This window comes from Catenibacterium faecis (assembly GCF_014306455.1).
GTDB lineage: Bacteria > Bacillota_I > Bacilli_A > Erysipelotrichales > Coprobacillaceae > Catenibacterium > Catenibacterium mitsuoka_A.
This window is the reverse complement of record NZ_JACRWG010000005.1, coordinates 37,528-63,470: the sequence shown is the minus strand read 5'-3', so window position 1 is coordinate 63,470 and position 25,943 is coordinate 37,528. Positions and strand designations below refer to the sequence as shown.

Annotated in this window: 26 protein-coding genes; 15 read left to right on the top strand and 11 right to left on the bottom strand. The window is 33.0% G+C overall.

Translation table 11 applies throughout. The features are described from left to right. Positions 1 to 809 (bottom strand): ISNCY family transposase (locus H8909_RS02955; protein WP_187011760.1); only part of this gene is annotated, 809 nt, incomplete at its 3' end. 194 nt (positions 810 to 1,003) lie between these two features. Here H8909_RS02955 and efp point away from each other — a divergent pair. From efp to H8909_RS02885, 14 genes are all read left to right on the top strand, one after another. Continuing rightward, positions 1,004 to 1,561 (top strand): elongation factor P, encoded by a 558-nt coding sequence (gene efp / locus H8909_RS02950; RefSeq protein WP_117458038.1) that lies wholly within the window; start codon positions 1,004 to 1,006, stop codon positions 1,559 to 1,561. A 94-nt stretch (positions 1,562 to 1,655) separates the two neighbouring features. Beyond that, positions 1,656 to 2,000, top strand: coding sequence for an Asp23/Gls24 family envelope stress response protein (locus H8909_RS02945; RefSeq protein ID WP_022424360.1), 345 nt, complete (start codon positions 1,656 to 1,658; stop codon positions 1,998 to 2,000). Between the two features lie 110 nt (positions 2,001 to 2,110). After that, a complete protein-coding gene (gene nusB, locus H8909_RS02940) occupies positions 2,111 to 2,515 on the top strand; it encodes a transcription antitermination factor NusB (RefSeq protein WP_117458037.1) in 405 nt (134 codons plus the stop codon). Next, positions 2,515 to 3,837, top strand: a complete 1,323-nt coding sequence (gene xseA / locus H8909_RS02935; RefSeq protein WP_187011759.1) for an exodeoxyribonuclease VII large subunit — start codon at positions 2,515 to 2,517, stop codon at positions 3,835 to 3,837. Before nusB ends, xseA begins: the two co-directional genes overlap by 1 nt. 8 nt (positions 3,838 to 3,845) lie before the next feature. Continuing rightward, positions 3,846 to 4,067, top strand: coding sequence for an exodeoxyribonuclease VII small subunit (xseB, locus tag H8909_RS02930; protein WP_022424363.1), 222 nt, complete (start codon positions 3,846 to 3,848; stop codon positions 4,065 to 4,067). Then, positions 4,060 to 4,908 carry a polyprenyl synthetase family protein gene (locus H8909_RS02925; protein ID WP_202985888.1) on the top strand — a complete coding sequence of 283 codons (849 nt, stop codon included), beginning with the start codon at positions 4,060 to 4,062 and terminating at the stop codon, positions 4,906 to 4,908. Before xseB ends, H8909_RS02925 begins: the two co-directional genes overlap by 8 nt. Further along, entirely contained in the window at positions 4,909 to 6,780 is a 1,872-nt protein-coding gene (gene dxs / locus H8909_RS02920; RefSeq protein WP_187011757.1) for a 1-deoxy-D-xylulose-5-phosphate synthase, read from the top strand. Continuing rightward, positions 6,761 to 7,570: a TlyA family RNA methyltransferase gene (locus H8909_RS02915; protein ID WP_187011756.1), complete on the top strand. Its 810-nt coding sequence runs from the start codon at positions 6,761 to 6,763 to the stop codon at positions 7,568 to 7,570. The genes dxs and H8909_RS02915 overlap by 20 nt, the downstream gene beginning before the upstream one ends. A gap of 6 nt (positions 7,571 to 7,576) precedes the next feature. Beyond that, positions 7,577 to 9,220, top strand: a complete 1,644-nt coding sequence (gene recN, locus H8909_RS02910) for a DNA repair protein RecN (RefSeq protein WP_187011755.1) — start codon at positions 7,577 to 7,579, stop codon at positions 9,218 to 9,220. 38 nt (positions 9,221 to 9,258) lie between these two features. Beyond that, positions 9,259 to 10,434 carry a DNA polymerase IV gene (locus tag H8909_RS02905; RefSeq protein ID WP_202985887.1) on the top strand — a complete coding sequence of 392 codons (1,176 nt, stop codon included), beginning with the start codon at positions 9,259 to 9,261 and terminating at the stop codon, positions 10,432 to 10,434. A 34-nt stretch (positions 10,435 to 10,468) separates the two neighbouring features. Beyond that, positions 10,469 to 11,356 carry a tyrosine recombinase gene (locus tag H8909_RS02900; protein ID WP_187011754.1) on the top strand — a complete coding sequence of 296 codons (888 nt, stop codon included), beginning with the start codon at positions 10,469 to 10,471 and terminating at the stop codon, positions 11,354 to 11,356. Between the two features lie 485 nt (positions 11,357 to 11,841). Then, positions 11,842 to 13,005, top strand: a complete 1,164-nt coding sequence (locus H8909_RS02895; protein ID WP_187011753.1) for an RNA-guided endonuclease InsQ/TnpB family protein — start codon at positions 11,842 to 11,844, stop codon at positions 13,003 to 13,005. A gap of 193 nt (positions 13,006 to 13,198) precedes the next feature. Beyond that, positions 13,199 to 14,398 carry a phosphopentomutase gene (locus H8909_RS02890; RefSeq protein ID WP_129982342.1) on the top strand — a complete coding sequence of 400 codons (1,200 nt, stop codon included), beginning with the start codon at positions 13,199 to 13,201 and terminating at the stop codon, positions 14,396 to 14,398. Next, on the top strand, positions 14,398 to 14,658 hold the full coding sequence (locus H8909_RS02885; RefSeq protein WP_187011751.1) for a hypothetical protein: 261 nt from the start codon (positions 14,398 to 14,400) through the stop codon (positions 14,656 to 14,658). Before H8909_RS02890 ends, H8909_RS02885 begins: the two co-directional genes overlap by 1 nt. A gap of 89 nt (positions 14,659 to 14,747) precedes the next feature. Here the strand turns inward: H8909_RS02885 and H8909_RS02880 are convergent, their stop codons facing one another. From H8909_RS02880 to H8909_RS02850, 7 genes are all read right to left on the bottom strand, one after another. After that, the gene (locus H8909_RS02880; RefSeq protein ID WP_187011750.1) at positions 14,748 to 15,104 is read right to left on the bottom strand and encodes a DUF6465 family protein; all 357 of its coding nucleotides are present in this window, start codon (positions 15,102 to 15,104) and stop codon (positions 14,748 to 14,750) included. Between the two features lie 159 nt (positions 15,105 to 15,263). Next, positions 15,264 to 16,685 (bottom strand): amidophosphoribosyltransferase, encoded by a 1,422-nt coding sequence (purF, locus tag H8909_RS02875; RefSeq protein ID WP_022424373.1) that lies wholly within the window; start codon positions 16,683 to 16,685, stop codon positions 15,264 to 15,266. 14 nt (positions 16,686 to 16,699) lie between these two features. After that, positions 16,700 to 18,409, bottom strand: a complete 1,710-nt coding sequence (locus H8909_RS02870) for a GNAT family N-acetyltransferase (protein WP_238928200.1) — start codon at positions 18,407 to 18,409, stop codon at positions 16,700 to 16,702. Between the two features lies 1 nt (position 18,410). After that, positions 18,411 to 19,634, bottom strand: coding sequence for an ATP-binding protein (locus H8909_RS02865; RefSeq protein ID WP_187011748.1), 1,224 nt, complete (start codon positions 19,632 to 19,634; stop codon positions 18,411 to 18,413). An 18-nt stretch (positions 19,635 to 19,652) separates the two neighbouring features. Further along, entirely contained in the window at positions 19,653 to 21,017 is a 1,365-nt protein-coding gene (locus H8909_RS02860) for a PFL family protein (RefSeq protein WP_187011747.1), read from the bottom strand. Between the two features lie 12 nt (positions 21,018 to 21,029). After that, complete coding sequence (locus H8909_RS02855; RefSeq protein WP_275055504.1) at positions 21,030 to 21,302, bottom strand: ACT domain-containing protein; 273 nt, start codon at positions 21,300 to 21,302, stop codon at positions 21,030 to 21,032. A gap of 173 nt (positions 21,303 to 21,475) precedes the next feature. After that, complete coding sequence (locus H8909_RS02850; RefSeq protein ID WP_055234226.1) at positions 21,476 to 21,793, bottom strand: PTS sugar transporter subunit IIB; 318 nt, start codon at positions 21,791 to 21,793, stop codon at positions 21,476 to 21,478. 149 nt (positions 21,794 to 21,942) lie between these two features. Here H8909_RS02850 and H8909_RS02845 point away from each other — a divergent pair, with 149 nt between their 5' ends. Beyond that, positions 21,943 to 22,482: a YfcE family phosphodiesterase gene (locus tag H8909_RS02845; protein ID WP_187011746.1), complete on the top strand. Its 540-nt coding sequence runs from the start codon at positions 21,943 to 21,945 to the stop codon at positions 22,480 to 22,482. Between the two features lie 32 nt (positions 22,483 to 22,514). Here the strand turns inward: H8909_RS02845 and H8909_RS02840 are convergent, their stop codons facing one another. The 3 genes from H8909_RS02840 to H8909_RS02830 all read right to left on the bottom strand — a co-directional run bounded on the left by H8909_RS02840 (position 22,515) and on the right by H8909_RS02830 (position 25,942). Continuing rightward, complete coding sequence (locus H8909_RS02840) at positions 22,515 to 22,841, bottom strand: helix-turn-helix domain-containing protein (RefSeq protein WP_006506644.1); 327 nt, start codon at positions 22,839 to 22,841, stop codon at positions 22,515 to 22,517. A gap of 98 nt (positions 22,842 to 22,939) precedes the next feature. Then, positions 22,940 to 25,249, bottom strand: a complete 2,310-nt coding sequence (locus H8909_RS02835; RefSeq protein WP_187011745.1) for a U32 family peptidase — start codon at positions 25,247 to 25,249, stop codon at positions 22,940 to 22,942. Further along, positions 25,250 to 25,942: a 5'-methylthioadenosine/adenosylhomocysteine nucleosidase gene (locus tag H8909_RS02830; protein WP_187011744.1), complete on the bottom strand. Its 693-nt coding sequence runs from the start codon at positions 25,940 to 25,942 to the stop codon at positions 25,250 to 25,252. Position 25,943 lies beyond the last annotated feature (1 nt).

Sequence of the window (25,943 nt, the reverse complement as noted above, 5' to 3'; positions counted from 1 at the left end):
AGATTATGACAGGCATAAGAGAACTGAGTGAATGTATCCTCGGCATCTGAAGGCTTGTCTTTTCTTTTATATTCAAATACAGTGCGTCTGTCCGTATAAAACATTGCAGGAATGCCATGATTAACAAGAATCTGATAAAGAACCTCATAATACCCTTTAAGTGTCTCCTGACGGTCAAAATAGGCTCCTACAACCTTTCCATCTGCATCATCAATCGCAACATGCAGATGCCACACTTCTCCTTCAATCCAATGGAATGAAGATGCATCCATCTGTATCATCTCACCCGCATACTTTGATCTAGGACGTCTTGGATGTGCATCCTGTTCATCAAGCATACTGATCGATTCCTTTATCTCATTCCTAACCTTTTCAGAAGAAGTGTCTTTCAATCTTTCTTTAAGTTTTTTCTTCAAGGCTTTCTTTGTTTTTCTTCTAGCCTTTGGAGAGAGCACATCCTCAGCTCTCATCCAGTTGTTGAGTGTAGTATCACTTATCTTTATACCGAAGTCACTTTCTACAATCTCACAGAAGTGAGTGAAGTTTGCATCAGAGAAATCATTAATATAAAGAGAGATGATCTTATTCTTTATGTCCAAAGGAACTGCAGAAGCAGGCAGTCTTCCACGGTTGCCGTGCACGAAACCCTTCTTTCCCTGTTCCTTATATTTAATGATAAGTCTATTGATAGTTCTTACAGTACAGCCAAGTCTGGTAGCTGCTCTCTTCTTATTACCATTTGTTTCTACAAGCTTCTTGATTATTTTATACTTATTTTCTTCATTCATTCTCAATTCAACCTTTCTCATAATAACCTCCCCTGGAGGTTATAGTTTAACACGGCAAGTTGATATTGTCCCAATTGGGACAATATCAACTTGGATACATTAAGACATTATCATATTGGAATCAGAGAGTGCATATATGGGCATTAATGGATACTTTACTTTATACTATTATTTATGATATAATGATGTCCGATTAGAAAGGATGATATAAAGTTATGATTAATGCAACTGATTTAAGACCAGGAGTAACATTTGAATATGATGGCAATCTTTATGTATGTTTAGATTATAGCCACAACAAGACAGCACGTGCTGCTGCAAACATTCGTGTTAAGATGAAGAACATGAGAACAGGAACTACTACTGAAATGACTTTTGGTAGTAATGCAAAGGTAAAGAAGGCTCAGGTAGAAAAGAGCAAAATGCAGTATTTATATGACAATGGTGGTATGTTAGTATTCATGGATAATGAAACATATGACCAGGTTGAAATTCCTGCAGACCGCTTAGAATGGGAAATCAACTTCATGAAACCTTCTGATAATGTAGAAGTAACAAGCTATGAAGGTGAAATTTTAGGTGTCGCATTACCAGTCAATGTACCATTCAAGGTTATTGAAACTGAAGCAGCAGTTAAAGGTGATACTGCAACAGGTGCAACTAAGTATGCAACTATTGAAACAGGTTACCAGATCAAAGTACCTTTATTTATTGAAGAAGGCGAAGTTGTTGTTGTAAATACAGTTGAAGGTAAATATACAGGAAGAGCTTAATCTCTTCCTTTTTTTATAGGGGATATTGTATCAATACTTGTAATTATCCCTGTTTTCTTATAAAATATAAGGTAAAGAAAGAAGAGGTAATAGTATGGCACGTAATGAATATTATACATATAAGGATAGCCCAATTAATGGCGATATCATGATGAGTGTTCAAGTTTTTGATATTATCACTAAGCAGGTAGCTGCTGAAGATAAGGATATTAAGCTTGATACATCAAAAGGTTTTTCTGTAACAGGTACTAAGAATCTTGTGAACTGTACAATTAAAGATAATGAAGTTTATATTACAGTTCATGTTCGTATTAAATACGGTACAAACATTACAGCCAAGACAAAAGAATTACAGAAGAAAATTGCTTCTGGAATTAAAGAAATGGCTGCTGTGACAGTAAAGAGTGTTGATGTTGTAGTAGAAGCTATTGATTTCTAAAAGCAAGTCTAACTTGCTTTTATTTTTTTTGAAGAAGCAAAAAGATGTAAAATCTTTTATAAAAAGTGTTGATGTGTTAAAATGAATGAGTATTATGGAGGTCCTTTAAAATGGAAAAAACAATTAGACAAATCGCTAGAGAAAAAGCAGTTATTGCAGTATATCAATGGTTAACAGTTGATGCATCTAAAGAAGAACTTAAGGAATATGTTCATGCTGATGAAGCATTACTTGAAGGTAGATCAGCAGAACAGTTCTGTTATTGGTTGATTGATACAGTTATGGAAAATAAGAGTTCTTATGAAACTTTATTGAATACTAAATTAAAGAGAGGCTGGTCTTTTGATCGTTTAAATAAGATGGAACAGGCTATTCTTCTTGTTGCAACATGTGAATTATTAGAATCAGAATTAGATAAGAGTATTGTAATTAATGAAGCAGTTATTAATGCAAAAGAATATTGTGATGAAGATTCTTATAAATTTATTAATGGTGTTTTAACTGCAATTGAATAATGGAAAGACAATATGTAAGCGTACATGCTTTAAATCGTTATATTAAAGCTGTACTGGATAATGATATGCAGCTTCGGACTGTATATATTCGTGGCGAGATATCTAATTATCGTCCACATCCATCAGGTCATATGTATTTTACTTTAAAGGATGATCAGACAGAATCATCCATTAGTGCAATTATGTTTGCATCACAGGCACGTTATTTAAAGTTTAGACTAAGAGATGGTATGAAGGTATTTATCACAGCACAGGTTTCTGTATTTGAAAGAGCAGGAAGATATCAGCTTTATGTAAGAAGTATGCAGGAAGATGGTTTAGGTAATCTTTATCTTCGCTTCAATGAGTTAAAGAAGACCTTAGAAAGAGAAGGTCTCTTTAATACTATGCATAAAAAGGCTATACCTGTTATGCCTGAACGTTTAGCTATTCTTTCAGCTAAACAAGGGGCTGCCTTGCAGGATGTGTTACGTATACTCCATCAACGTTATCCATTAGTTAGACGAGATATTTATCCTGTACCAGTGCAGGGAAGAGATGCTTATAAGTATATTGTAGAGACATTAAGACAGGTTGATCAATTGGGCTATTCTACTATTCTTCTTGTAAGAGGTGGAGGTTCTATTGAAGATCTATGGAATTTTAATGAAGAGGCACTCGCACGTTGTATTTATGATTTAAAAACACCTATTATTACAGGTGTAGGACATGAGACAGATTTTACATTAGTGGATTATGTTAGTGATTTACGTGCACCTACGCCTACTGCAGCTGCAGTAGCTGCAGTACCTTCTCAAAAGGAACTTTTAAGTCATCTCGAAAATAAGATTATGCAATTATCGAATGTCATGACAAAGACTATTTATCTAGAAAAACAAAAACTAGAAAAGTATACACATTCCTATGTTTTTACCGATCCTTCTAGAATATTCGAAACGAAATTCATGAAATTGGATAATGTTCATCTTAAGCTGAATAATTATAAAATTAGAATTAAACAAAAATCACATTATGAAATGCATAAAAAAGTAATTCAACTCAATACGTTGATTAAACAGAAACAATTGATTGAGACAAAGAATATCAGTAATAAACAGGAATTACTTAAAAATTGTTTTGAGAATTATTTGAAAAATAAAAAGACTTCTTTCTCTTATTGTATTGAAAAACTTGATTTATTAAGTCCTTTAAAAACATTACAAAGAGGTTATATCATTTCTAAAAAGAATGATGCAATCATTAAGAGTGTGAAAGATCTTCATACAGATGATACAATTACACTTGTTTATGCAGATGGTGAAAAAGAAGTCATAGTGAAGTAGGTGATGATATGGCAGAAAAGACATATGAAGAAGCAATGGCACGTTTAGATGAAATCATTGATTTATTAGAAAACAATGAAGCGTCCTTAGATGAGAGTTTAGATCTTTATAAAGAAGGCGTGTCACTCGCTGCATTTTGTGATACAAAATTAAAAGATGTAGATCAAGAAGTAACTAAAATTTTTGAGGAAAATCAGTTAAAAGATTATCTAGGTGATGATGATGAATAATATGATTGAAGAAGTGAATGAACGATTAAAAGAAATCTTATCTCAATATCGTCCAGGTTTAGTAAAAGAAGCAATGACTTATTCTGTGATGGCTGGCGGTAAGAGATTAAGACCTCTTCTCTTTATTCAGACATTAAGAGCATATAATGTGGATTATCATAAATATATAGATATTGCATGTGCTATCGAAATGATACATACATATTCTTTGATTCATGATGACCTTCCAGGAATGGATAATGATGATTTGAGACGTGGTAAACCAACATGTCATAAACAATTTGATGAAGCCACTGCCATTTTAGCAGGCGATGCTTTATTGAATGAATCTATGAATGTGATTTTAAGAATGGATTTAAATGATGCACTTAAACTCAAGGTATTAGGTTCTTTATATCAGGCATCTGGACTAGGTGGAATGATTTATGGTCAGCAGCAGGATATGTACTTTGAATCGCATAAGGCATCTCTTGAAGAATTACAGGCTATTCATCATGATAAGACAGGCGCACTCATTTCTGTACCAATGAAGATTGCTGGACTTATTGCGAAAGAAGAAGACGCAAACGCTTTAGAAGATATTGGTTTCAAGCTTGGTCTTGCATTCCAGATTCAAGATGATATTCTAGATGTCACAAGTACAACTGAAACATTGGGCAAAAGAGTAGGTAGTGATATTACAAATCATAAGTCTACATATGTTTCATTACTTGGTTTAGAAGAATCACAAAAGCGTGTAGAAGATTTATTTGAAGAATGTTTAGCTGATGTGTATGGTTTACAGCTTAACCATGGATTGATGATTGAATTATTCCAAATTATTATGAAAAGAGTGAATTAAATGGAAATTAAGAAGATTGAGAATCCTCGATTCTTGAAACAATTGAATATTACAGAATTAAATCAATTATCACAGGACATAAGGGATTTTTTAATCGAAAACATTTCTCAGACTGGCGGTCATTTCTCTAGTAATCTAGGTATTGTGGAATTGACTGTTGCTCTTCATTATGTATTTGATTCACCTGATGATAAATTTCTTTTTGACGTCGGACATCAGTCTTATGCTCATAAGATTTTGACTGGTAGAGCATCTCAGTTTCCTATGTTAAAGAAATATGGTGGATTATGTGGCTTCCAGAATCGTCAGGAAAGCATTTATGATCCTTGGGAAGCAGGTCATTCTTCTACAACTATATCAGGGGCAACAGGTCTGGCTCTTGCCCGAGATCTTAAAAAAGAAAAATTTGAAGTAGTAAGCGTGATTGGTGATGCCGCTTTAATGAGTGGAGAATCTTTAGAAGCACTCAATTTCCTTGGTGGTATAGATACAAAGGTTATTGTGATACTAAATGATAATAATATGTCTATTTCACGTAATGTAGGTGGATTATCTAATTTTTTATCTGATGTTAGAATGTCATATCAATATAACCAAGCTAAAAATAATTATACTGAAATCCTTTCACAATCTCCTATGGGACAGAAAATATTTGATGTTACTAAGAAGGTTAAGGATAAGGTAAAAAAGAAAATTTTACTTGATACACCATTTTCACAATTTGATTTGGATTATATTGGTCCAATTGATGGACATAATATAGCTGAATTGATTCGTGCTCTAGAGACAGTAAAGAGTTTAGACCATAGTGTTGTACTCCATGTCCTTACTAAAAAAGGAAAGGGATATAAACCAGCAGAAAAGGATCATTCAGGTGTTTATCATAGTGTTGCACCTTTTGATATATCTAAAGGTGTGCAAAAAGTTGTTGATGATGAAAAACATTCATGGAGTCAATCAGTAAGTGATCATATTGAGTATTTGATGAGTAAGAATGATGATATATGTGTGATAACTCCTGCAATGATTACAGGAAGCTGTTTACAGAATATCTTTAAAAAGTATCCTGAGCGATCATTTGATGTGGGTATTGCAGAAGAACATGCGATGACTCTTGCAGCAGGTCTTTCCCAAGGAGGAGAATTTCCGTTCCTAAGTGTTTATTCTTCTTTCTTTCAGCGTGCTTATGATCAATTGAATCATGATATTGCGAGAATGCATCTTCCATGTCTTATTGGAATTGATCGTGCCGGGCTTGTAGGTGGTGATGGTGCAACACATCATGGTGTATTTGATATTGGTTTGATTGCACCTATTCCAGGAGTAGTTATCATGGCGCCTAAAGATGAAGTAGAAGCGCAGAAACTTATCAATACAGCATATTACAACAAAGATTATCCGTATGTGATGCGTTATTCTAAAAATAAAGTCCTTAATACCCATCAACATACTGATGATACTATAAAACTAGGTCAGTGGGAATTAATCAAAGAAGCAAATGATGCAATGATTAATGTAGTGACCTATGGCGATAATGTGAATGCTGTAGTAGAAATGGCAGAAGCAGATCATCTACCTATTAATATTATTAATGCACGATTCATTAAGCCGGTAGATACAGAAATGTTGGAAAGAATAAGTGATAAACCAATTATTGTTTATGAAACAGATCTTATCAATGGGTCTTTAGGCAGTATCATGAGTTTATATTATGAAAAGAATCATATAGATGTTGATATGAGTTTTATAGGTATTGAAGATCACTATGTCACTTTTGGAGATAATGAATCCTTATATAAACAGGAACATATTTCGTTGAATGATTTGAAAAATAAAATTGAGGAAATAAAACATGAAAAAAGAAAGAATTGATATTTTATGTGTCCAGCAGGGGTTGTTTGAGTCTAGAAATCAGGCTCAAAGAGCCATTATGGCGGGCATTGTAAGAGATGAAAATGATTATATTGATAAACCAGGAACAAAGATTCCAGTTGATACAAAACTTTTTGTCAAGGGCGAAAAATTAAAATATGTATCACGTGGTGGTTTGAAACTTGAAAAAGCGATTGAACTATACAATTTAGATCTTACAGATGTCATTATGATTGATATTGGTTCATCTACTGGAGGCTTTACTGATTGTGCGCTTCAGCATGGGGCAAAGAAGGTTTATGCTGTAGATGTAGGAACCAATCAGCTTGTATGGAAACTTCGTAATGATGAACGTGTAGAAGTCATGGAACAATATAATTTCCGTTATGCTAAGCTTGATGATTTTAAGTACGGCATGCCTACATTTGCTTCTATTGATGTTTCTTTTATTTCTTTAAGACATATGTTCAATGCATTAAAGAATGTGATTGCGCCTGATGGTGTAATCGTATCTTTAATCAAGCCTCAATTTGAAGCAGGTAAAGATGATGTTGGAAAACATGGTATTGTAAAGGATCCAAAGGTCCATAGAAGAGTTATTGAAGAAGTTATTGGATATGCAAATGATAATGGCTTCTCTTTAAAAGGTTTAACATTCTCACCTATTACTGGTGGGGAAGGTAATATTGAATTCTTAGGTTATTTTGTAAATGATCATCAAGAGAATTCAATTTATTGTATTGATGATGTTGTAAGTGAAGCACATAAACATTTTAATGAAAGTAGGTGATTTTAAATGTTGAAAAGTCTATTTATCTCTTCTTTTGTCATTATCGATCAAACAACCGTTGACTTTGATGAAGGCATGACAGCCTTAACAGGTGAAACAGGTGCAGGTAAATCTATTATTATTAATGCGCTCGAACAATTATGTGGCGCACGAGCATCTTCTTCACTTGTAAGAAAAGGCTCTAAGAAAGCAGTCATTGAAGGTGTTTTTGATATGAATGATTCAATTCAGAAGATTCTAGACGAATTGAATATAGACGGTGATGATGATCTTATTATCACAAAAGAGATATTAGACAATGGACGTTCAACAATTAAAATCAATTATCGCACTGTCACAAATAGTGCTTTAAAACAAGTGGCTCCCTACTTATTAGATATTCATTCACAATATCAAACACAAGAAATCTTTAATGTAAAAAATCATTTAAAGATATTGCAGTCATTTATGAATCACCAGGATGACTCATTACTATCTGAATATCATAAATACTACTTTGAATATAAGAAAATTTCACAGAAGCTCAAGAAACTTGAACAAGAGGATCTGAGTGATGAAAGAATAGAATATTATCAGAAACAGTATGATGAACTAAAGGATTTTGAATATACAGATGAAATAATTGATCAGCTTGAAGAAGAACTCAGAATGATGAAAAACTATGAATCCATGCATAAATATATGACTGAGTTTGATGAAGCTATGTCTGACAAGCAAGGTGCATTAAATCAAATAAATGATGCATTAGGTGCACTTGGTCATATGAGTAATACAGAATCTTTTAATGAATTATATGATGAATTCTATAATCAATATTATAGTATGCAGGATCTTGTAGATCGCATAGAAACAGCGTTTGATTCTATTGATTTTGATGAATATCGTTTCAATGAACTTCAGGAAGAACTTTTTACTATTCATCGCCTGCAAAGAAAGTATGGATACTCAGTAGATGATATCTATCAGGCACAGACAGAATTAAAAGAAAAGCTAGATGCTGCGTTGAATCGTGAAGATGTACTTGCTGATTTAAATAAACAAAAAGATCAAGCTTATCATGAAGCATATCAGATTGCGTCAAAACTAACATCGTTAAGAGAAGAACAGGGACTCATTTTTGTTGATACACTAGAAAAAGAATTAAAAGATCTTTATCTACCTGATGCAAAACTAAAGGTAGATATAAAGGAATGCAGTCTTAGTGATACTGGAAAAGACGACATTACGTTTATGGTTTCTATGAATAAAGGACAGGCTTTTACTCCTTTAAATGAAACAGCAAGTGGTGGTGAAATATCACGTTTGATGTTAGCCATTAAAACAATTACTATGAATCAAAACCATATGAATACAGTTGTTTTTGACGAAATTGATACAGGTGTGAGTGGTAAAGTTGCTGATGCAATTGGATTAAAGATGCATTCTATTTCATTAAACAATCAAGTATTATGTATTACACATTTGCCTCAAGTGGCCATTCATGCTGATCATCATTATGCGATTAAGAAATCATCTCATGATGAAGAAACATATTCAACGCTTGCAGTATTAAATGAAGATGAAAGAATAGAAGAAATTGCGAAGATGCTTTCTGGTGATGTGATTACTCCAGAAGCAATCGATAATGCGAAAAGATTATTACAGGGATGAGCATATAACACATATGCTCATTTTTTAGGAGGATAGGTATGCGTATTATATTTCATATTGATATGAATGCATTTTATGCAAATTGTGAGATTTCTCAGCATCCAGAATTAAAAGGAAAACCTATTGTCATTAGTCATAATTCTAAAAGAAGTGTTGTCTCTACTGCTTCTTATGAAGCAAGAGAATTTGGTGTTCATTCCGCAATGCCTCTATTTATGGCAAAAGAGAAATGTCCTGATCTAATAGTAGTAGAACCACATTTTAATCTTTATCATAACTTATCACAAAGATTCTTTGAAATCGTTTATACGTATAGTAAAAAGGTAGAAATAGCCAGCATTGATGAATGTTATGTGGATATGAGTGATTATTTCACATTGACTCATGCGCAGCCTTATGTTGTAGCAAAGGAAATACAAGATAAGATTTTAGAAACTTTATCTCTTCCTTGTTCTATTGGGATATCTCCTAATAAGTTTCTTTCTAAAATGGCTTCTGATATGAAAAAACCTTTAGGTATTACTATTATTACTCAAAGAAACTTAAAAGAAGTATTATGGCCTATAAAAGTAGGGGATATGTATGGCATAGGAAAAAAGACAGCACCTAAACTAGAAGAAGTGGGTATTAAGACAATTGCGGATATTGCGAATTATGATAACTATCAGACAATTAGACAATTTCTAGGAAAGAACACACTTATATATTATAATCGTGCCAATGGTAGGGATTTATCTCCAGTTGTTTATGAAGATACGGATATGAAATCTATTGGTCATTCTACAACTTTTGAAAGTGATATTAGTGATGAAGATAGCTTAAAAGAGGAATTCAAGAAGGTATGTTTAACTGTAGCTGAACGTGCATCAAAACATGATATGTATTCTAACTGTGTTGTGATTACCTTAAAATATACAAGATTTAAAAGTGTTACAAGACAAATGCTGGTGCAGGAATATATGAATGATTATGAGAAAATATATAGTTATGTGATGATGCTTTTTAATAAGCATTATACCCATGAACCATTAAGACTTATTGGTGTTACTCTTAATAATGTAAAAAGAAAAGAAGCAATCATTGAACAGATGAATATATTTGATGCAAAGAATGAAGCAGTAGATCCTATTGATAGTTTGATTGAAAATATCAATAAAATGACGAGTGCACATCTGATTAAAGCAAAAGACTATCGTATAAATGGAAAAAGTTAAAAAAAGTTGTTATAATTAGCAAGAGGTGTGACACGTGCAAGATTATGATTTAAAAGATTTTAAGAGCTATTTAATGTTTGAACGAGGATTAAGCGAGAATACTGTAGATGGTTATATGAGAGATCTAAGAGCTTTTTATGATTATATTGATTATGATATCAAAAACTTTGATTTGGCTCATCTAGACACTTATTTTAGCGAATTAAAGGATGATGGGTATAAAGTAACTTCTATTCGAAGAAAAATTGTCTCTTTAAGACAGTATAATGAGTTTCTTTCTCGTACAAAAGGGATGAAGGATGTGATGTCCCAATATGAATTACCTAAAACTGAAAAAAAACTCCCAAAAGTATTAAGCTTAGAAGAAATAGTTAAGGTGATTAATCATATTGATGATACGACCCCTGCGGGGAAAAGAAATAAGTCAATGATGCTTCTTCTTGTTAGTACAGGTATGAGAATAAGTGAACTCGTTCATTTAGAAATCAATGATATCAATCATTCAGTGTCTAATGTTCGTGTAATAGGTAAAGGTAATAAAGAAAGACTTATTCCTTTAGATCAGGAGACATTTCATTATGTTTATAGCTATATGCAAAATGAACGCTCTTTCTTTGATAAGAAAAATAGCCTTTGGCTTTTTATGATGAACGATGGTCGTCGTATGACAAGAGAAAACTTCTATAACATTTTACAAAAACTTGTATTAGAAGCAGGGGTTCGAGATCATTTTACACCCCATATGTTAAGACACACGTTTGCGACTACGTTATTGGAAAATCATTGTGATTTAAGATCTATCCAGGTTATGCTTGGACATCAGGATATTTCAACCACAACAATATATACACATGTAACACATAAGCAGATTATGGGTGACTATAATAAGTTTCATCCAGGTAATGCAAGGAGGAAATTATAAGTAATTGAATATATTGTCTAATGTGTTTGATCGTGTTTATATATACTCAGAGAGAGCGTTAAAATGAACACATCAAATATCACAAATTATGAGCCAAAGGATTTTGCTGAACTTTTAGGCGTATCTGTTAAGATATTATAACGTTTAGCTAGTGAAGGAAATTTAAAGGCAAACCGACCCCAAACTAAAGGCATCATTATACTTACAATCAGCATTTACTAAATCAAGTTGCATTTTTAAGATAGTCTTGTAATGTAAAAGAATTATTTGAATACCCACAGACCACAGGCTAGTGAAAATTAAATTTTATTAACGCCGATTAAAAGGCGTTCATGAAGCTGAACTTGATGCATGGATTTTCCATTTGTACTATAATTAGATTAGAAATCAGATGGAGAACTCATGCAGGATATTATTTCAATATTCCATGTGTTCTCCTGCAGGTTGCAAAGGGCTTCGTAAGTATAAAAAACTGATAGAAAGGGATGAGGAAATTGCTGAAGAGCTTCAAGACGGAAATAAATCCGACAGATGAACAGAAAGTCAAGATTCGTAAAACGATAGGTACTTGCAGATTTATCTATAACTTCTATCTTGCTCATAATAAGGAGCTTCATGAAAGTGGCAGAAAGTTTATGAGCAGCAGTCAGTTTAGAGTATGGCTTAACAATGAGTATCTTCCAAGCCATCCAGAATATTCCTGGATCAAGGAAGCTTATTCAAAATCGGTAACACAGGCAGTAAATGACGGACAGACCGCATTTGAAAAATTCTTTAATTACAAGAGCGCCTTCCCAAAATTTAAGAAGAAAGGCAGATCTGATGTGAAGATGTATTTTGTAAGGAATAATCCAAAAGATTGCCTTTGCGAAAGACACAGAATTAAGATTCCGTCACTTGGCTGGATACGCATCAAAGAAAAAGGATATATTCCCACAACAAAAGACGGATATGTAATTAAGAGCGGTCATGTCTCAATAAAGGCTGACAGATACTATGTTTCAGTTCTTATAGAAATCCCAGATTACAAGATAGCCAGTCATTCCAGTGAAGGAATTGGCATTGACCTGGGATTAAAGGACTTTGCAATTGTCTCTAATGGCAAGACTTATAAGAACATCAACAAATCTGCTAGATTAAAGAAGCTTGAAAAAAAGCTTGTTCGAGAGCAGAGAAGTCTTTCTCGAAAATATGAAAATCTAAAGAAAGGAGGATCCACTCAAAAAAGAAATATACAGAAACAAAGGCTTAAGATACAGGAGCTTCATCATAGGATAGACAATATTCGTACTGATTACATCAATAAGACAATCGCAGAGATAGTGAAAACCAAGCCATCTCATATAACAATTGAGGATCTAAACGTATCAGGAATGATGAAGAACAGACATCTTTCAAAGGCAGTTGCTTCGCAGAAGTTTTATGAATTTAAAACAAAGCTTCTAGCTAAATGCAAGGAGAATGGAATTGAACTTCGAATAGTAGATAGATGGTTCCCATCATCTAAGACATGTCATTGCTGTAAGAATATCAAGAAAGATTTAAAGCTTTCAGATAGACTTTTCAGATGTGATTGTGGTTATATCGAAGACAGAGATTTCAATGCCGCACTTAATCTGAGAGATGCTACGACTTACGAAGTTGCATAAACAAATGCAAACGTAGGTATGTACCGAAGGCTGTTTCAGGAATTTACGACTATGGAGTGTACAAGAACTTGTGAGTAGATATGATTTCGGTCAATCCAAAGCATACACGATGACATAGTAAGTAATGTTCGTGAGAACTTACATTATCTCGATGTGAGTATATTTAATCACATTTTGAGTGGCAGGAAAGATGATGAGTAAAGAATTATACAAAAGAGTATTTGTGATTGTATGTGATTCGATGGGTATTGGACATGCAGAAGATGCAGCTTTATTTGGTGATGAAGGTGCCAATACGATTGGTCATATTTGTGAAGCAAAAGATGGTTTAAATGTAATTAATATGGAAGGCTTAGGTTTAGGTAATCTAGGAGACTTTAAAGGTATTCATCCTATTGCACATCCACTAGGTACTACTGCCTCTTTAAAAGAAGTATCTAATGGGAAGGATACAATGACAGGTCATTGGGAAATGATGGGACTTAAAGTCACTAAACCTTTTAAGACATTTACTGATACAGGTTTTCCTGAAGAATTTATAAAACTATTTGAAGAAAAGACAGGTAGAAAATGTCTTGGAAACTATGCAGAAAGTGGTACTAAGATTTTAGATGATTTAGGAGAAAAGCAATTAGAAACAGGAGACTGGATTGTTTATACATCAGCTGATTCTGTATTCCAGATTGCTGCGAATGAAGAAATAATTCCATTAGAAGAATTATATGAAGCATGTCATATTGCAAGAGAATTACTCATGGATGAAAGATGGAAGGTTGGACGTGTAATTGCTAGACCTTTTGTAGGACGTAAAAAAGGAGAATTTAAACGTACACCTAATAGACATGACTATGCTTTAAAGCCATTTGGTAAAACAGTACTTAATAGTTTAAAGGATGCAGGACTAGATGTAGTAGGTGTTGGTAAGATTCCTGATATTTTTGTAGATGAAGGTATTACAAAAGGTATTCATACTGTTTCTAATAAAGATGGTATGGAAAAGACAATTGAACTTGCGAAAGAAAACCAACATGGACTCATCTTTGTGAATCTAGTAGACTTTGATGCAGTTTATGGACATCGTAGAAATGCAATTGGATATGGAGATGCTATTGAAGAATTTGATGCACAGCTTTCTGATTTAATGGCTGCAATCAATGATGATGATTTAATCATGATTACAGCTGATCATGGTAATGATCCTACTTGGAAAGGTACAGACCATACAAGAGAACATGTCCCACTACTTATCTACAGCAAATCATTACATCATCCTAAAAACTTAGGATTACTTGAAAGCTATGCAGTAATAGGTGCAACTATTGCAGATAACTTTAATGTAGAAAATCCAGGTATTGGTGAATCTATATTAAAAGAACTTGAAAGGGATGCTTAATGGAAAAACAGAGAAAAATCATTATAGTCTCTCTTGCAGCAAGCTTAATGGCTGTTATACTTTATGTATTTGGAATTACTCTTGCGAAAGGGAACATCATCATTGCAGCACTCTATCTTGTTATGGCTTCACTACTTGTTGTATTTGCAGTTATTTCATTATTTAATAATTATAAAAAGTATAAGAAAGCACTCTATATTTATTTGATAATCATCAATGTAGTACTAGAAGTACTATTTATTGGAAATTTGATCATTTAAACGCCGTTTAAAACGGTGTTTTCTTTTTTGACAAATAGAGGAGGGGACTAATAAAAAAATCCCCTTCTATTAAAAAGGGGAGGAATAAACTAGATATATAAAGGCTCATCGTTTTTGAGTACTTGTTTATTTTTTGTTTTCGCAATATAGAAAACTTCACTTGTTTCTGCTTTATAATAAATATCTAAAGTAAGAATTGAAGTCTTCTTATAACCAAGTTCTACAAGATGATTAATAACCATATTTTCAATATCATCTAAAGATACATCATGATAGTTATACTGTACCTGAATATTCATCTTAACAGGCTTATAAGTAGTCTTAGCAGTTGTTTTCTTAGCTACAGTTTCTTTCTTTACTGTAGTAGTCTTTTTAGTAGCAGCTTTCTTAGGTTTAGCGGCCTGAGCCGTTGTCTTTTTAGATGCTGCAGTAGTCGTCTTTTTCATAATGGAGATCCTCCTTTGATACTCTAATTATTACTATTATTATAGCACACTCAATTTACAATTCAAATGTAACAGATATAATCAAAAAATTACATAATATATATTATGCGAAGTAATATATATAAGAAAGAAACTCCCAATGTAGGGAGTTTTATAGTACTATTTTTCGTCCTTATTTGCACGATCGATAGAATCATATAACTTAGTGACATAATTACCACTAAAGCAAGACATACATAAATCACAGTTTCCATCCATATCATGCTTAACAGATTTCTTTAATCCTTCCATTGAAATAAATGCTAAAGAATCAGCTTCAATGAATTGACATAGTTCTTCTACATTCATACGATGTGAGATTAATTCTTCTAGTGTAGAAATATCTACACCATAGAAACATGGAAACTTAATGGCTGGAGAAGCAATTCTAACATGTACTTCTGTGGCTCCTGCTTCTTTTAATAACTTTACAATACGCTTAGAAGTTGTACCTCTTACGATAGAGTCATCAATCATGATAACTCTCTTACCTTTTACAATAGAAGATACAGCTGAAAGCTTCATTCTTACTCCACGTTCACGCATTTCCTGTGTTGGCTGGATAAATGTTCTACCTACATATTTATTTTTGATAAGCCCCATTTCATAAGGAATACCAGATGCTTCAGAATAACCAATAGCAGCTGAAATAGAACTATCAGGTACACCAATAACTAAATCTGCTTCTACTGGTGCTTCTTCAAATAAAGTCTTACCACAAGTCTTACGTGCTGTATGAACATTAATACCATCTAGATTACTATCAGGTCTAGAGAAGTAAATATATTCCATTGCACATAGCTTATTGCAGATAGGTAAAGTTTCAGTATACTTCTTAGATTTAATAATACCATCTTTTACACGGATGATTTCACCTGGTTCAACATCTCTTACATATTCTGCTCCCGCAATATCTAAAGCACATGTTTCAGATGAGAACATATAACCTCCACTTGGAAGTCTACCCATAGATAAAGGTCTTAAACCATATCTATCTCTTGCAACATAAAGAGCATCTTCTACTAAAATAACAAATGCGAATGCTCCATCAATCTTTTCTAATGATTTACAGATACGATCTACAAATCGTCCTGTTTCTCTCTTAATTAAATGACCAAGAACCTCAGTATCACTTGTTGAATTAAAGATAGAACCATTTTCTTCGAGTTCCTTCTTTAATAAGTTAGCATTTACAATATTACCATTATGGGCAATACCCATCATACCGTCGAGAGTGCGGAATAAGAATGGCTGAACATTCATGATTCCTCCCCCACCTGCAGTTGAATAGCGTACATGTCCAATAGCTGCATTACCTGATAATTTTTCAATTTTTTCTTTATTAAATACTTCACTGACTAAGCCTTCACCCTTATGGATGTTAAGCTTTCTACTTTTATTGCGGACAACAATACCTGCAGCCTCCTGTCCACGATGTTGTAAAGAATGTAAGCCATAATATGTTAATTGAGCAGCATTGTCATCGCCCCATATAGCAACAACTCCACATTCTTCATGTAATTCATCATGATTCTTGATCATAATAGCCTCCCTGTTTAATAGATTTCATTGATATAGCGCTTCTCAAGAGGTGTATTATCCTCCTGATTACACATCATTGTGATCATATCTGTTTTTTCACCATGAATAGACGCCATGCAATCTGTTTCGATGCGAATGTCTTTATAGAAATAAACAGAAATCGTTTTGAGGATGTCATCTAAATATTCTTTATTGTATATAAATTCTGAAATATAGACAAACTTCCCCCTATCATTATAAATCATATATCCTTGTTGTCCATACTCATTTTTAAATGTTAGAACAGAATCGTTAAATGCAGCACATCTAATTCTTAGATAATTATTAAAATAATCTTCATCACGCATTAAATAATGGTTGAAATTTGCTGTATAACGCATGTAATCATCATAGAGATGATTTATATCCTGGGACAGGCAAATATTACTAGGAAGGCAATACTTAGCTTTATCAAGCTTATAAAGAATATGTCTATGAGATTCTTTAAAGCCAAAAGGCATATAAATTTCAGGATGATAAGCCTGTAAATAAATACGTTTATCTTTATAAATATCCAGTACATGATTCATTAATAATTTCATGAATCCCTGTCCTTCATACTCTCTTCTTGTAGAAACTCCTAGAATAAAATAACTATCTTCGTAATCTTTTACTTTAAAAGGTACAATCTGCAAAGCAGAAATAATTTTGTCTTTAAAACGTACAACGTATGTATTCTCTTTCTTATATCTATATTTAAAATAGAATTCAGTAGAGACTTCATCTTCATCCTCAAAACGGTCCATCCAGATTTCTTTGATTGTTTCAGTATCTTTATCTGTTGCCTGTGTAACGATGGCATCATTAATAAAGATACGTGTCTTTTCAACCATATGACAAGGATGCATACGTTCTTTAGAGATACGAAGATTTTCTATTCCCATATCTTCTTCTCTATTTACATATTTAAAATCCGCACATTCATGTTCTAAGAATTCTTTTCTTAAAGTCACATAAAGACCTCTAATAGTTTTATCAGCTTTTTCAATATGAATCTGGATTGTTTCATGTTTTAATGGAGACCCAATCATAAAAGCCTTTAATTCGTTATTAATAAAGATGCCGCCTATCTTAATAGGTAATTGATCCTGGGTAGAAAGAAGATACATAATTCCATATACTTCAGAAGTTAAGGATTCACTCTGTTCATGCTCTTCCCTTTCCCATTTTAATAGATCATTGAAAATCATAGGCATATCATCATCCGCATTCAATGTACGATATTCATAATTAGGATATTGTGAAATGAAGTTATGATAATTGTTTCTCATCTTCTGCATCTTCTTACCTGATAATGTAATTAATTTCTCTTTATCATATACATAATCATCTAAATCTCTTGTATGCTCATAAACAAACTGTCCAGGACATACCTTCTTTAATTTTTCTACAAAAGATGGAATAGCACAATCAATCATAAAAGGAAACTTATTTTCCTTTGCATAATCCATCATGTATTCAATAGCTTCTTTGTAGTATTCGCAAGACGCAAAGGGCATCGCAAAAAAGCGATGTCCTTTATAGTTATGTAACATGATGCAGAAGTGATCATGAATCTCATATTCAATATGATATTCATGATTCCACATCATCATAGTCACGAAATTTGAGTTATAGCCTTCATAATTGGCTTTATCTAAATAAGGTAAAACAGTATTTAAATCAGATAATTTTAAGGGTTTCATTTTATTTTCCAAGCATCATATGTATAAATTGTTTAGCTACACGCCCAGAATAGCCTCCGTTTCTTAATTCCCATTCCATAGCTAAACGATGGAGTTCATTGCGATCAATATCTAAATGATACTGATCTGCAAGTCCATCTACTATATCAAGATAGTGCTGCTTATCTGGATGAACATAAAGAATCTGGACACCAAAACGGGCAACAAGTGATAGCTTTTCCTGTTTAGCATCATTGACATTCACTTCATTGTCATCTCTTTCGCCCCAAGTTTCCTTAATTAAATGTCTACGGTTACTTGTGGCATAAATAAGGACATTATCAGGTTTCTTTTCTAGTCCCCCTTCAATGACTGCTTTGAGATATTTATATTCGGTTTCATATTCTTCAAAAGATAAATCATCCATGAAGATAATGAACTTATAATTACGGTTCTGTAATTCTCCAATAATTTCTGGAAGATGGATAAATTGATGCTTATACACTTCAACCATTCTTAAACCGTCCTTGTAATAACGATTTAATATAGCTTTGATACTTGATGATTTACCAGTTCCATTATCACCATACAATAAGACATTATTTGCTTTCTTGCCATTAATAAATGCTTCTGTATTCGCAATTAAACGATCCTTTTGACGTTTATAGCCAATGAGCTGTTCAAGTGTATTATCTTCTATATGATTGATAGAAACGATTTTGCCATCTACATATCTAAAAGCCTTATTTAAACCGTATTTACCAACACCATACTTGTGATAATGATTATAGAGGATGCTATAAAAATCTTCAACAGATGTGCTTTGTGCAAGGTTACTTTGTAATTCACTGAAGACTTCATAAATCTCTTTATTAATAATTGGCTTAGAATGTGAGAAATGGAAGAGAATCTCTCTACTTAGTCCTTCTAGATCATCAAATGAAGAGTGAAATAAATCATAGAAGTAAGTGAGATCTCTTAATACAAGTGCTTTTAATGTATCATCAACATCTACAACACGTTCTAGTGAAAGTGAAAAGGCATTTTCATGCATTGCAAGCAAATGAGTAAGTAAGCTTTGCATCAAGTGATCATGAAGATCATATTTTTCAGCAACCTGTAAGAATTTCGCAATAAAATCATGCTGAATTGCCTTATTGTCTAATTGTTCAACGTTCTTTAATAGGAAAAGAACATCTTCATCATCTGTTAATTGATAATATACTGTTAAATCATTTAAATACACAAATAACCCCTTCTTTCATTAGTTCTTGAAGCTATGAATAGGAGCTGGAATACGTCCACCACGGTTCACAAATTCATCACAAGAGAATGAATTCACTGGCATGATTGGGGCATAACCTAATAAACCACCAAATTCAACTGTATCTCCTACATCCTTACCAATAACTGGAATAAGTCTTACTGCAGTTGTTTTCTGGTTGATCATACCAATAGCCATTTCATCTGCGATAATACCAGAGATTGTTTCAGCTTTTGTATTACCAGGAACTGCAATCATATCTAGACCTACTGAACAAACACAAGTCATTGCTTCTAGCTTTTCTAAAGTTAAAGATCCTGCATTGACTGCATCAATCATACCCTGGTCTTCACTGACTGGAATAAAGGCACCTGACAAACCACCTACATAAGATGAAGCCATAACGCCACCCTTTTTTACCTGGTCATTTAAGATAGCAAGTGCTGCAGTAGTACCTGGAGCCCCTACTCTTTCAAGACCCATGCTCTGTAAACAATCGGCAATAGAGTCACCAATAGCTGGTGTAGGTGCTAAAGATAAGTCAATAATACCAAAAGGAATACCTAATGCTTCAGATGCTTCTAAAGCAACTAACTGACCTACACGAGTGATCTTAAATGCAGTTTTCTTGATGATTTCGCATAATTCACCAAAGTCTTTACCTTTTGCGTTCTTAATTGCTTTATGCATAACACCAGGACCACTGACACCAACATTAATAATGGTGTCTGATTCACTGATACCATGGAATGCACCAGCCATAAATGGGTTATCATCTGGGGCATTACAGAAGATAACAAGCTTTGCACAGCCAATAGACTCAATATCCTTAGTAGCATATGCAGTCTTTTTTACAATTTGTCCAAGTAATGCGACAGCATCCATATTAATACCAGTCTTAGTAGAACCAACATTAACACTTGAACATACAAATTCAGTTTCCTTCATAGCCTGTGGAATAGACTCAATAAGCATACGTTCAGCTTTAGTCATACCTTTAGAAACAATGGCAGTATAACCACCAATAAAGTTAATACCTAATTCCTTTGCACACTTATCTAGTGTTTTTGCAATCTGTACATAGTCTTCTGGCTTCTTGCAAGCTGAAGATCCGATTGTTGCAATAGGCGTAACTGAGATACGCTTATTTACAATAGGAATACCATATTTTTTTTCAATAGACTGTCCTACAGGTACAAGATTTCTTGCAGTAGACATGATTTTGTTGTAAATATTGTCACAAAGAACATCTAAAGAAGAATCAATACATTCAAATAAGCTAATACCGATTGTAATAGTTCTTACATCTAGATTTTCCTGCTCAATCATTTTATTTGTTTCAATAACTTCAAACTGATTAATCATCTACACATCTCCTTATAATCTATGCATCATATTAAAGATTTCTTCATGCTGAATTTTAATATCAACACCAATTTCTTTACCTAAAGCAGCAAGTTCATCTGCTAAGTCATTAAATGCTTTACTAGAAGCATCATGATTGACAATCATCATCATATTGAAATAACCTTGTACAATAGTCTGAGAGATATCTAAAATATTAACATCATTCTCAGCAAGATAAGTACATACCTTTGCAATAATACCTACCTGGTCCTTTCCAACTACAGTAATAATACCTTTTTTCACAGTCGAATCCTCCGTTTTCATAATTTTTTAAACATTATAGCAAAACTAAGTAAAAAGATAAATAAAAAGTGTAAAAAATATGCTTAGACTAAATAATAGCCTTTAAAAGTAATTTTAATTGATTGTAATATCAAAAAAAGAGAAGGAATTATTCCTTCTCTTTTATGTTTATGTTATTCACCTAATAATTTAAGAGCAGTAGCAAGAACAGCCTTACCGTTCATAGTTCCGTAATCTCTCATATCGATAACGTCAACAGGGATAGCACCAGCTTTTCTTGAAGCAGCTAATTTTTCGATTGCAGCTTTCTGGAATCTAACCTGTGGGCCAAGTAAGATACAGTCAACTTCTTCTAACACTCTAGGTGCATCAGAGAATGGTAAAGCGAAAATCTTTGCTTCAACTCCCTGTTCCTTAGCTGCGGCTTCCATTTTAGTTACTAATAAGCTAGTAGACATACCTGCAGAACATACTAATAAAATTGTTTTCATTGTCATTACTCCTTTTCTAATTTCTGTATTAATTATACTAATTTTTAGCCATGATGTAAACACTTACCCAAAAGTTTTTTTGGCATAATACAAAAAATGATATTCAAAAGGCTATAAATTTAATTTATAATATTTTAGAGGTGGTTAAAATGAAGATATTAGTCGTAAGCGATTCGCATATGTATAACGATATATTAGAACATATCACAAATAAATGGAAAAACAAGGTGGATTTATTGGTACATTGTGGAGATTCCTCTCTCCTTCCCGATGATCCATTACTTAAAGATTATGATATAGTTGTACATGGAAATCATGATGAAGAAGTCTTTCCTCACTATGTAGTTTACAAAGATATATTTGTGACCCATGGTAATGATTATCATGTCTATACAGGCTATGATGAACTTATACAAGCATGTAAAGAAAATCATTGCACGATATGTTTTCATGGACATACACACGTGCCTACGATTCAGATTCATGAAGGAATCACTTTTGTGAATCCAGGTAGTGCTATGATCAATCGAGGAAGCTATGGTTATGGAACATATGCTATTGTGGAGACAGAACCATTTAATGTCATCTATTATGATAGTCTAGATCATCATATCTGTAACCAGGAAGTTCTTGAAGAAGGTATGGTATTACTTGATGACTTCAAAAAGATTGTAAAGAATATGAAATAAGGGAGATAGCGAACTATCTCCCTTTTAAAATACTATTTTTCTTCTAATCTTTTTCTCTTATATTCAATGATGAACATGACTTCCTTTAGATCTTCATCTGGTAATTCAGATAATAATCTAGCAATATTCGCAATATTATAGTAGTCATATTTCTTACCACTCATGATTTCTTCAACACTACGTCCATATAAGCGTGAAAGAACTTTTAATTCCCCTACTGTTACATCTCTTTTACCATTTTCAATATCTGAAATTGCAGAATGAGGTACATTAAGATGTGCAGCAACTTCTTTTTGTGTTAAGTTCTTAAAAGTTCTATAAGTTTTTAAACGCTTAGCGAGATCCATATCTAATGCCATAAGTTTACCTCCCCATTTCTATCTGGGGTTTATTATAACACAAAAAAATAAAGGTGGCAATTTAGAAATTATGAAAAATATAGATTTTATCTAAAATGTTATTTGAAATATCCTACTACATAAGGCTTCTTTAAATCACTTTTTTTCCCTTTAGAAGTACGTTTTTTAATGTCTTCTAAAACGGTTACAGTCGCATTTTCATCTTCTGTAGTCAACATAATAAAATATGAAATATTTAGGGATTGATGGTTTTCTACATAGATTGGCTCATTATGTAGTATATGATTACGACATTGATCATCGGTAAAGATATCAAAAGAAACACCTTTTCTATCTACAATCTTATAAGAATGTTTCTTGCACATACCACAATGTGGTACTTTCTTATGGAAATAAGATTGTGAAATGACACAGTGTTCACTAATCATATTTTCTGTTTTACCATAGATAGGCAAAATAAGATCAGCATTATAATCCTTCATCTGTTTAATCTGTTTTCTTGTACATTCAAATGATGCAATGACTGGTTCTTTAAATGCATAAGCATCATAATGGTTATAAATATTAAATCCCTGACCAATAATAAGAGGATGCTCTTTTAATAATCTATAGCTTCCAAAGTCATTGACAATTAATGTATTGAATTCTTTCAATAAAGGATTGTGAATGACTTCTTGTATATCTTTATCATGCATAATACGAGGTAGATAAAGATTAGGTACTTTATCATATTTTTTGAAGCATTCTAATGCTTCTTTTAGATCTGCATCATAGTAGTAATATACATGATCATAATCTCTTAAGGCAATTTCTAACTGTTTTATATTAGAAACTACTACATGATACTCAGATACACTTTGTGGAATGACTTTAAGAGGCTGTATTTCTTTAATAGGAGCCTTGTGGTGCTTCTTAAAGGTAAATAATGCATCTAGTTTAGAAAGCGCCTCACGACGCATATTATTGATGATTGTGATAGGTATAAATAATTCACCATATAACTCTACATCAATCTTATTTGCTTCATACACAGTATGACCAAGCTTATTGAGATGATCAATGATATTCTCTTTAGTGGCAGCACGCTTTGATGCTTCTTCAATGATCTGTTCACTTACTACAGATACTTCTTCATCATCACATTTTACAACAAGTGTACAAGGCTTATTAAGAGATGCTTTAAAGGACATATCAATCTTTCGATATTTCTTTTCTTCCTGATATGTTTTCTGCATACGGTTAATTGTATCTACACTGATTGTCTTATTAACAGTTCCACCCTTCACTACATCATCAAACTCAATCTGTACATTCATGCCGGCTTCTGCTTTATTGATGAGCTTATTTTTATAATAAATCTTATTGACAGGTCTTCCTTTATCTATTTCTGTAAAGACAATAGAATCACCCTGTGTTAAATCATTTTTTAGGGCTATAGAAACACGTTTACTATGGTAGTCATATCCTTTAACATAACCTAAGAAAACGCCTTGGTTACCTGAAAATGTCTCATCTACAATCTTATCAGCATGAAATGGATAACCAGATGTATAATGGCGATTAAACATCTGTTTCATATCATTGAAGTTCTCTTTTGTATAGTTAGGTGTATTCTCATAATAATGTTTAATAGCTTTAGAATAAACCTGAGTGACTGCAGCTACATATTCAGGACGCTTCATACGCCCTTCTATCTTTAAAGAAGCAACACCTGCTTCAATATACTCATTAATATGATCGGAGGTACACAGATCCATAGTAGACATTAAATAGCTTGTATTAATGATTTTTCCATCTTCTTCTAAACTATAAGGTAAACGGCATGGCTGTGCACAGGCGCCTCTATTACCACTTCTTCTACCAATCATACTAGACATCAAACACTGTCCAGAATAAGCCACACATAATGCACCATGCGCAAATACTTCTATTTCTAAATCTGTATGAGAACAGATATATTTAATTTCATCAATGGTATTTTCTCTAGCAAGAACGACTCTTTTAACACCTAGATCTTCAAAATAACGTAATGCCTCTAATGACATCACACTCATCTGAGTAGAAGTATGAAGTTCCATATCAGGATATCTTTCATGAACGAGCTTTAATAAGCCAATATCTTGAATAAGAAGTGCATCTATTTGTAACTCATATAAACTATCAATTAATGAAAGAACATCTTTCATTTCATCATCTTGATATAGTGTATTAACAGTTACAAATATTCTTACATTTCTTAGATGTGCATACTGTATAGCCTGGTCTAGTTCTTCTAGATTAAAGTTCTTAGCGAAGGCTCGTGCTGAAAAGGCATTTGTTCCAAGATAAATCGCATTAGCGCCATTCGCAATAGCGCCCTGCAGAGACTCAAAATCACCTGCAGGGGCCAATAATTCAATTCTATTCATTTATACAAGTTTTTGAGCTAAATCATAGCACATACGTGCTGATGACTTTGCAGCTTCCTTAAGATATTGATCAAACTGGATAGAACTGCTGCCTTTATCAAAAATATCACTTAATCCACGTACAATAATAAATGGTTTATTAAAGACTGTACATACCTGAGCTACTGTTGCAGCTTCCATTTCAGAACATAATGCATCAGGGAAGTGTTCTTTGATTGCATCAACCTGATCTTTTCTTGCAACAAATTGATCACCAGAGACAATAAGACCACTATATACTGTTAAGCCATTATGTTCAAAGATTTCTTTTGCATAAGAAACTAGTGTCACATCAGCTTCATAGTAAAGAGGCATATCAGGTATTTGTCCATATGGACGTCCAAAAGCAGTGACATCGACATCATGATGCGCTACCTTTTCACTGATGATAACATCTCCGACATTTTCTTTTAAATCAAGACCACCTGCAGAACCAACATTGATAACATGATCAATATCAAAGTTCTTTAATAAAAGAGTAGCTGAAATAGCTGCATTGACTTTACCAATACCACCCTGGACAACTACAACTTCTTTTTTCCCTAATAAACCTTCATAAAAATGATAATTACATTCTTGGTATTCTTTTTCAACATTCATTAAAGCAAGTATTTCATTGACTTCTTCTTCCATTGCACCAATAATACCTAACATG

What these genes read in the sequence shown, in the direction of transcription:
- H8909_RS02860 (WP_187011747.1), bottom strand. Translation starts at nt 21,017, where the DNA reads ATGATTAATCAGTTTGAAGTTATTGAAACAAATAAAATGATTGAGCAG.
- H8909_RS02835 (WP_187011745.1), bottom strand. Translation starts at nt 25,249, where the DNA reads ATGAATAGAATTGAATTATTGGCCCCTGCAGGTGATTTTGAGTCTCTG.
- H8909_RS02915 (WP_187011756.1), top strand. Translation starts at nt 6,761, where the DNA reads ATGAAAAAAGAAAGAATTGATATTTTATGTGTCCAGCAGGGGTTGTTT.
- H8909_RS02925 (WP_202985888.1), top strand. Translation starts at nt 4,060, where the DNA reads ATGAATAATATGATTGAAGAAGTGAATGAACGATTAAAAGAAATCTTA.
- H8909_RS02885 (WP_187011751.1), top strand. Translation starts at nt 14,398, where the DNA reads ATGGAAAAACAGAGAAAAATCATTATAGTCTCTCTTGCAGCAAGCTTA.
- H8909_RS02880 (WP_187011750.1), bottom strand. Translation starts at nt 15,104, where the DNA reads ATGAAAAAGACGACTACTGCAGCATCTAAAAAGACAACGGCTCAGGCC.
- H8909_RS02905 (WP_202985887.1), top strand. Translation starts at nt 9,259, where the DNA reads ATGCGTATTATATTTCATATTGATATGAATGCATTTTATGCAAATTGT.
- recN (WP_187011755.1), top strand. Translation starts at nt 7,577, where the DNA reads ATGTTGAAAAGTCTATTTATCTCTTCTTTTGTCATTATCGATCAAACA.
- H8909_RS02840 (WP_006506644.1), bottom strand. Translation starts at nt 22,841, where the DNA reads ATGGCATTAGATATGGATCTCGCTAAGCGTTTAAAAACTTATAGAACT.
- H8909_RS02870 (WP_238928200.1), bottom strand. Translation starts at nt 18,409, where the DNA reads ATGAAACCCTTAAAATTATCTGATTTAAATACTGTTTTACCTTATTTA.
- H8909_RS02850 (WP_055234226.1), bottom strand. Translation starts at nt 21,793, where the DNA reads ATGAAAACAATTTTATTAGTATGTTCTGCAGGTATGTCTACTAGCTTA.
- H8909_RS02945 (WP_022424360.1), top strand. Translation starts at nt 1,656, where the DNA reads ATGGCACGTAATGAATATTATACATATAAGGATAGCCCAATTAATGGC.
- H8909_RS02890 (WP_129982342.1), top strand. Translation starts at nt 13,199, where the DNA reads ATGAGTAAAGAATTATACAAAAGAGTATTTGTGATTGTATGTGATTCG.
- H8909_RS02895 (WP_187011753.1), top strand. Translation starts at nt 11,842, where the DNA reads ATGAGGAAATTGCTGAAGAGCTTCAAGACGGAAATAAATCCGACAGAT.
- purF (WP_022424373.1), bottom strand. Translation starts at nt 16,685, where the DNA reads ATGATCAAGAATCATGATGAATTACATGAAGAATGTGGAGTTGTTGCT.
- H8909_RS02830 (WP_187011744.1), bottom strand. Translation starts at nt 25,942, where the DNA reads ATGTTAGGTATTATTGGTGCAATGGAAGAAGAAGTCAATGAAATACTT.
- nusB (WP_117458037.1), top strand. Translation starts at nt 2,111, where the DNA reads ATGGAAAAAACAATTAGACAAATCGCTAGAGAAAAAGCAGTTATTGCA.
- xseA (WP_187011759.1), top strand. Translation starts at nt 2,515, where the DNA reads ATGGAAAGACAATATGTAAGCGTACATGCTTTAAATCGTTATATTAAA.
- dxs (WP_187011757.1), top strand. Translation starts at nt 4,909, where the DNA reads ATGGAAATTAAGAAGATTGAGAATCCTCGATTCTTGAAACAATTGAAT.
- xseB (WP_022424363.1), top strand. Translation starts at nt 3,846, where the DNA reads ATGGCAGAAAAGACATATGAAGAAGCAATGGCACGTTTAGATGAAATC.
- efp (WP_117458038.1), top strand. Translation starts at nt 1,004, where the DNA reads ATGATTAATGCAACTGATTTAAGACCAGGAGTAACATTTGAATATGAT.
- H8909_RS02845 (WP_187011746.1), top strand. Translation starts at nt 21,943, where the DNA reads ATGAAGATATTAGTCGTAAGCGATTCGCATATGTATAACGATATATTA.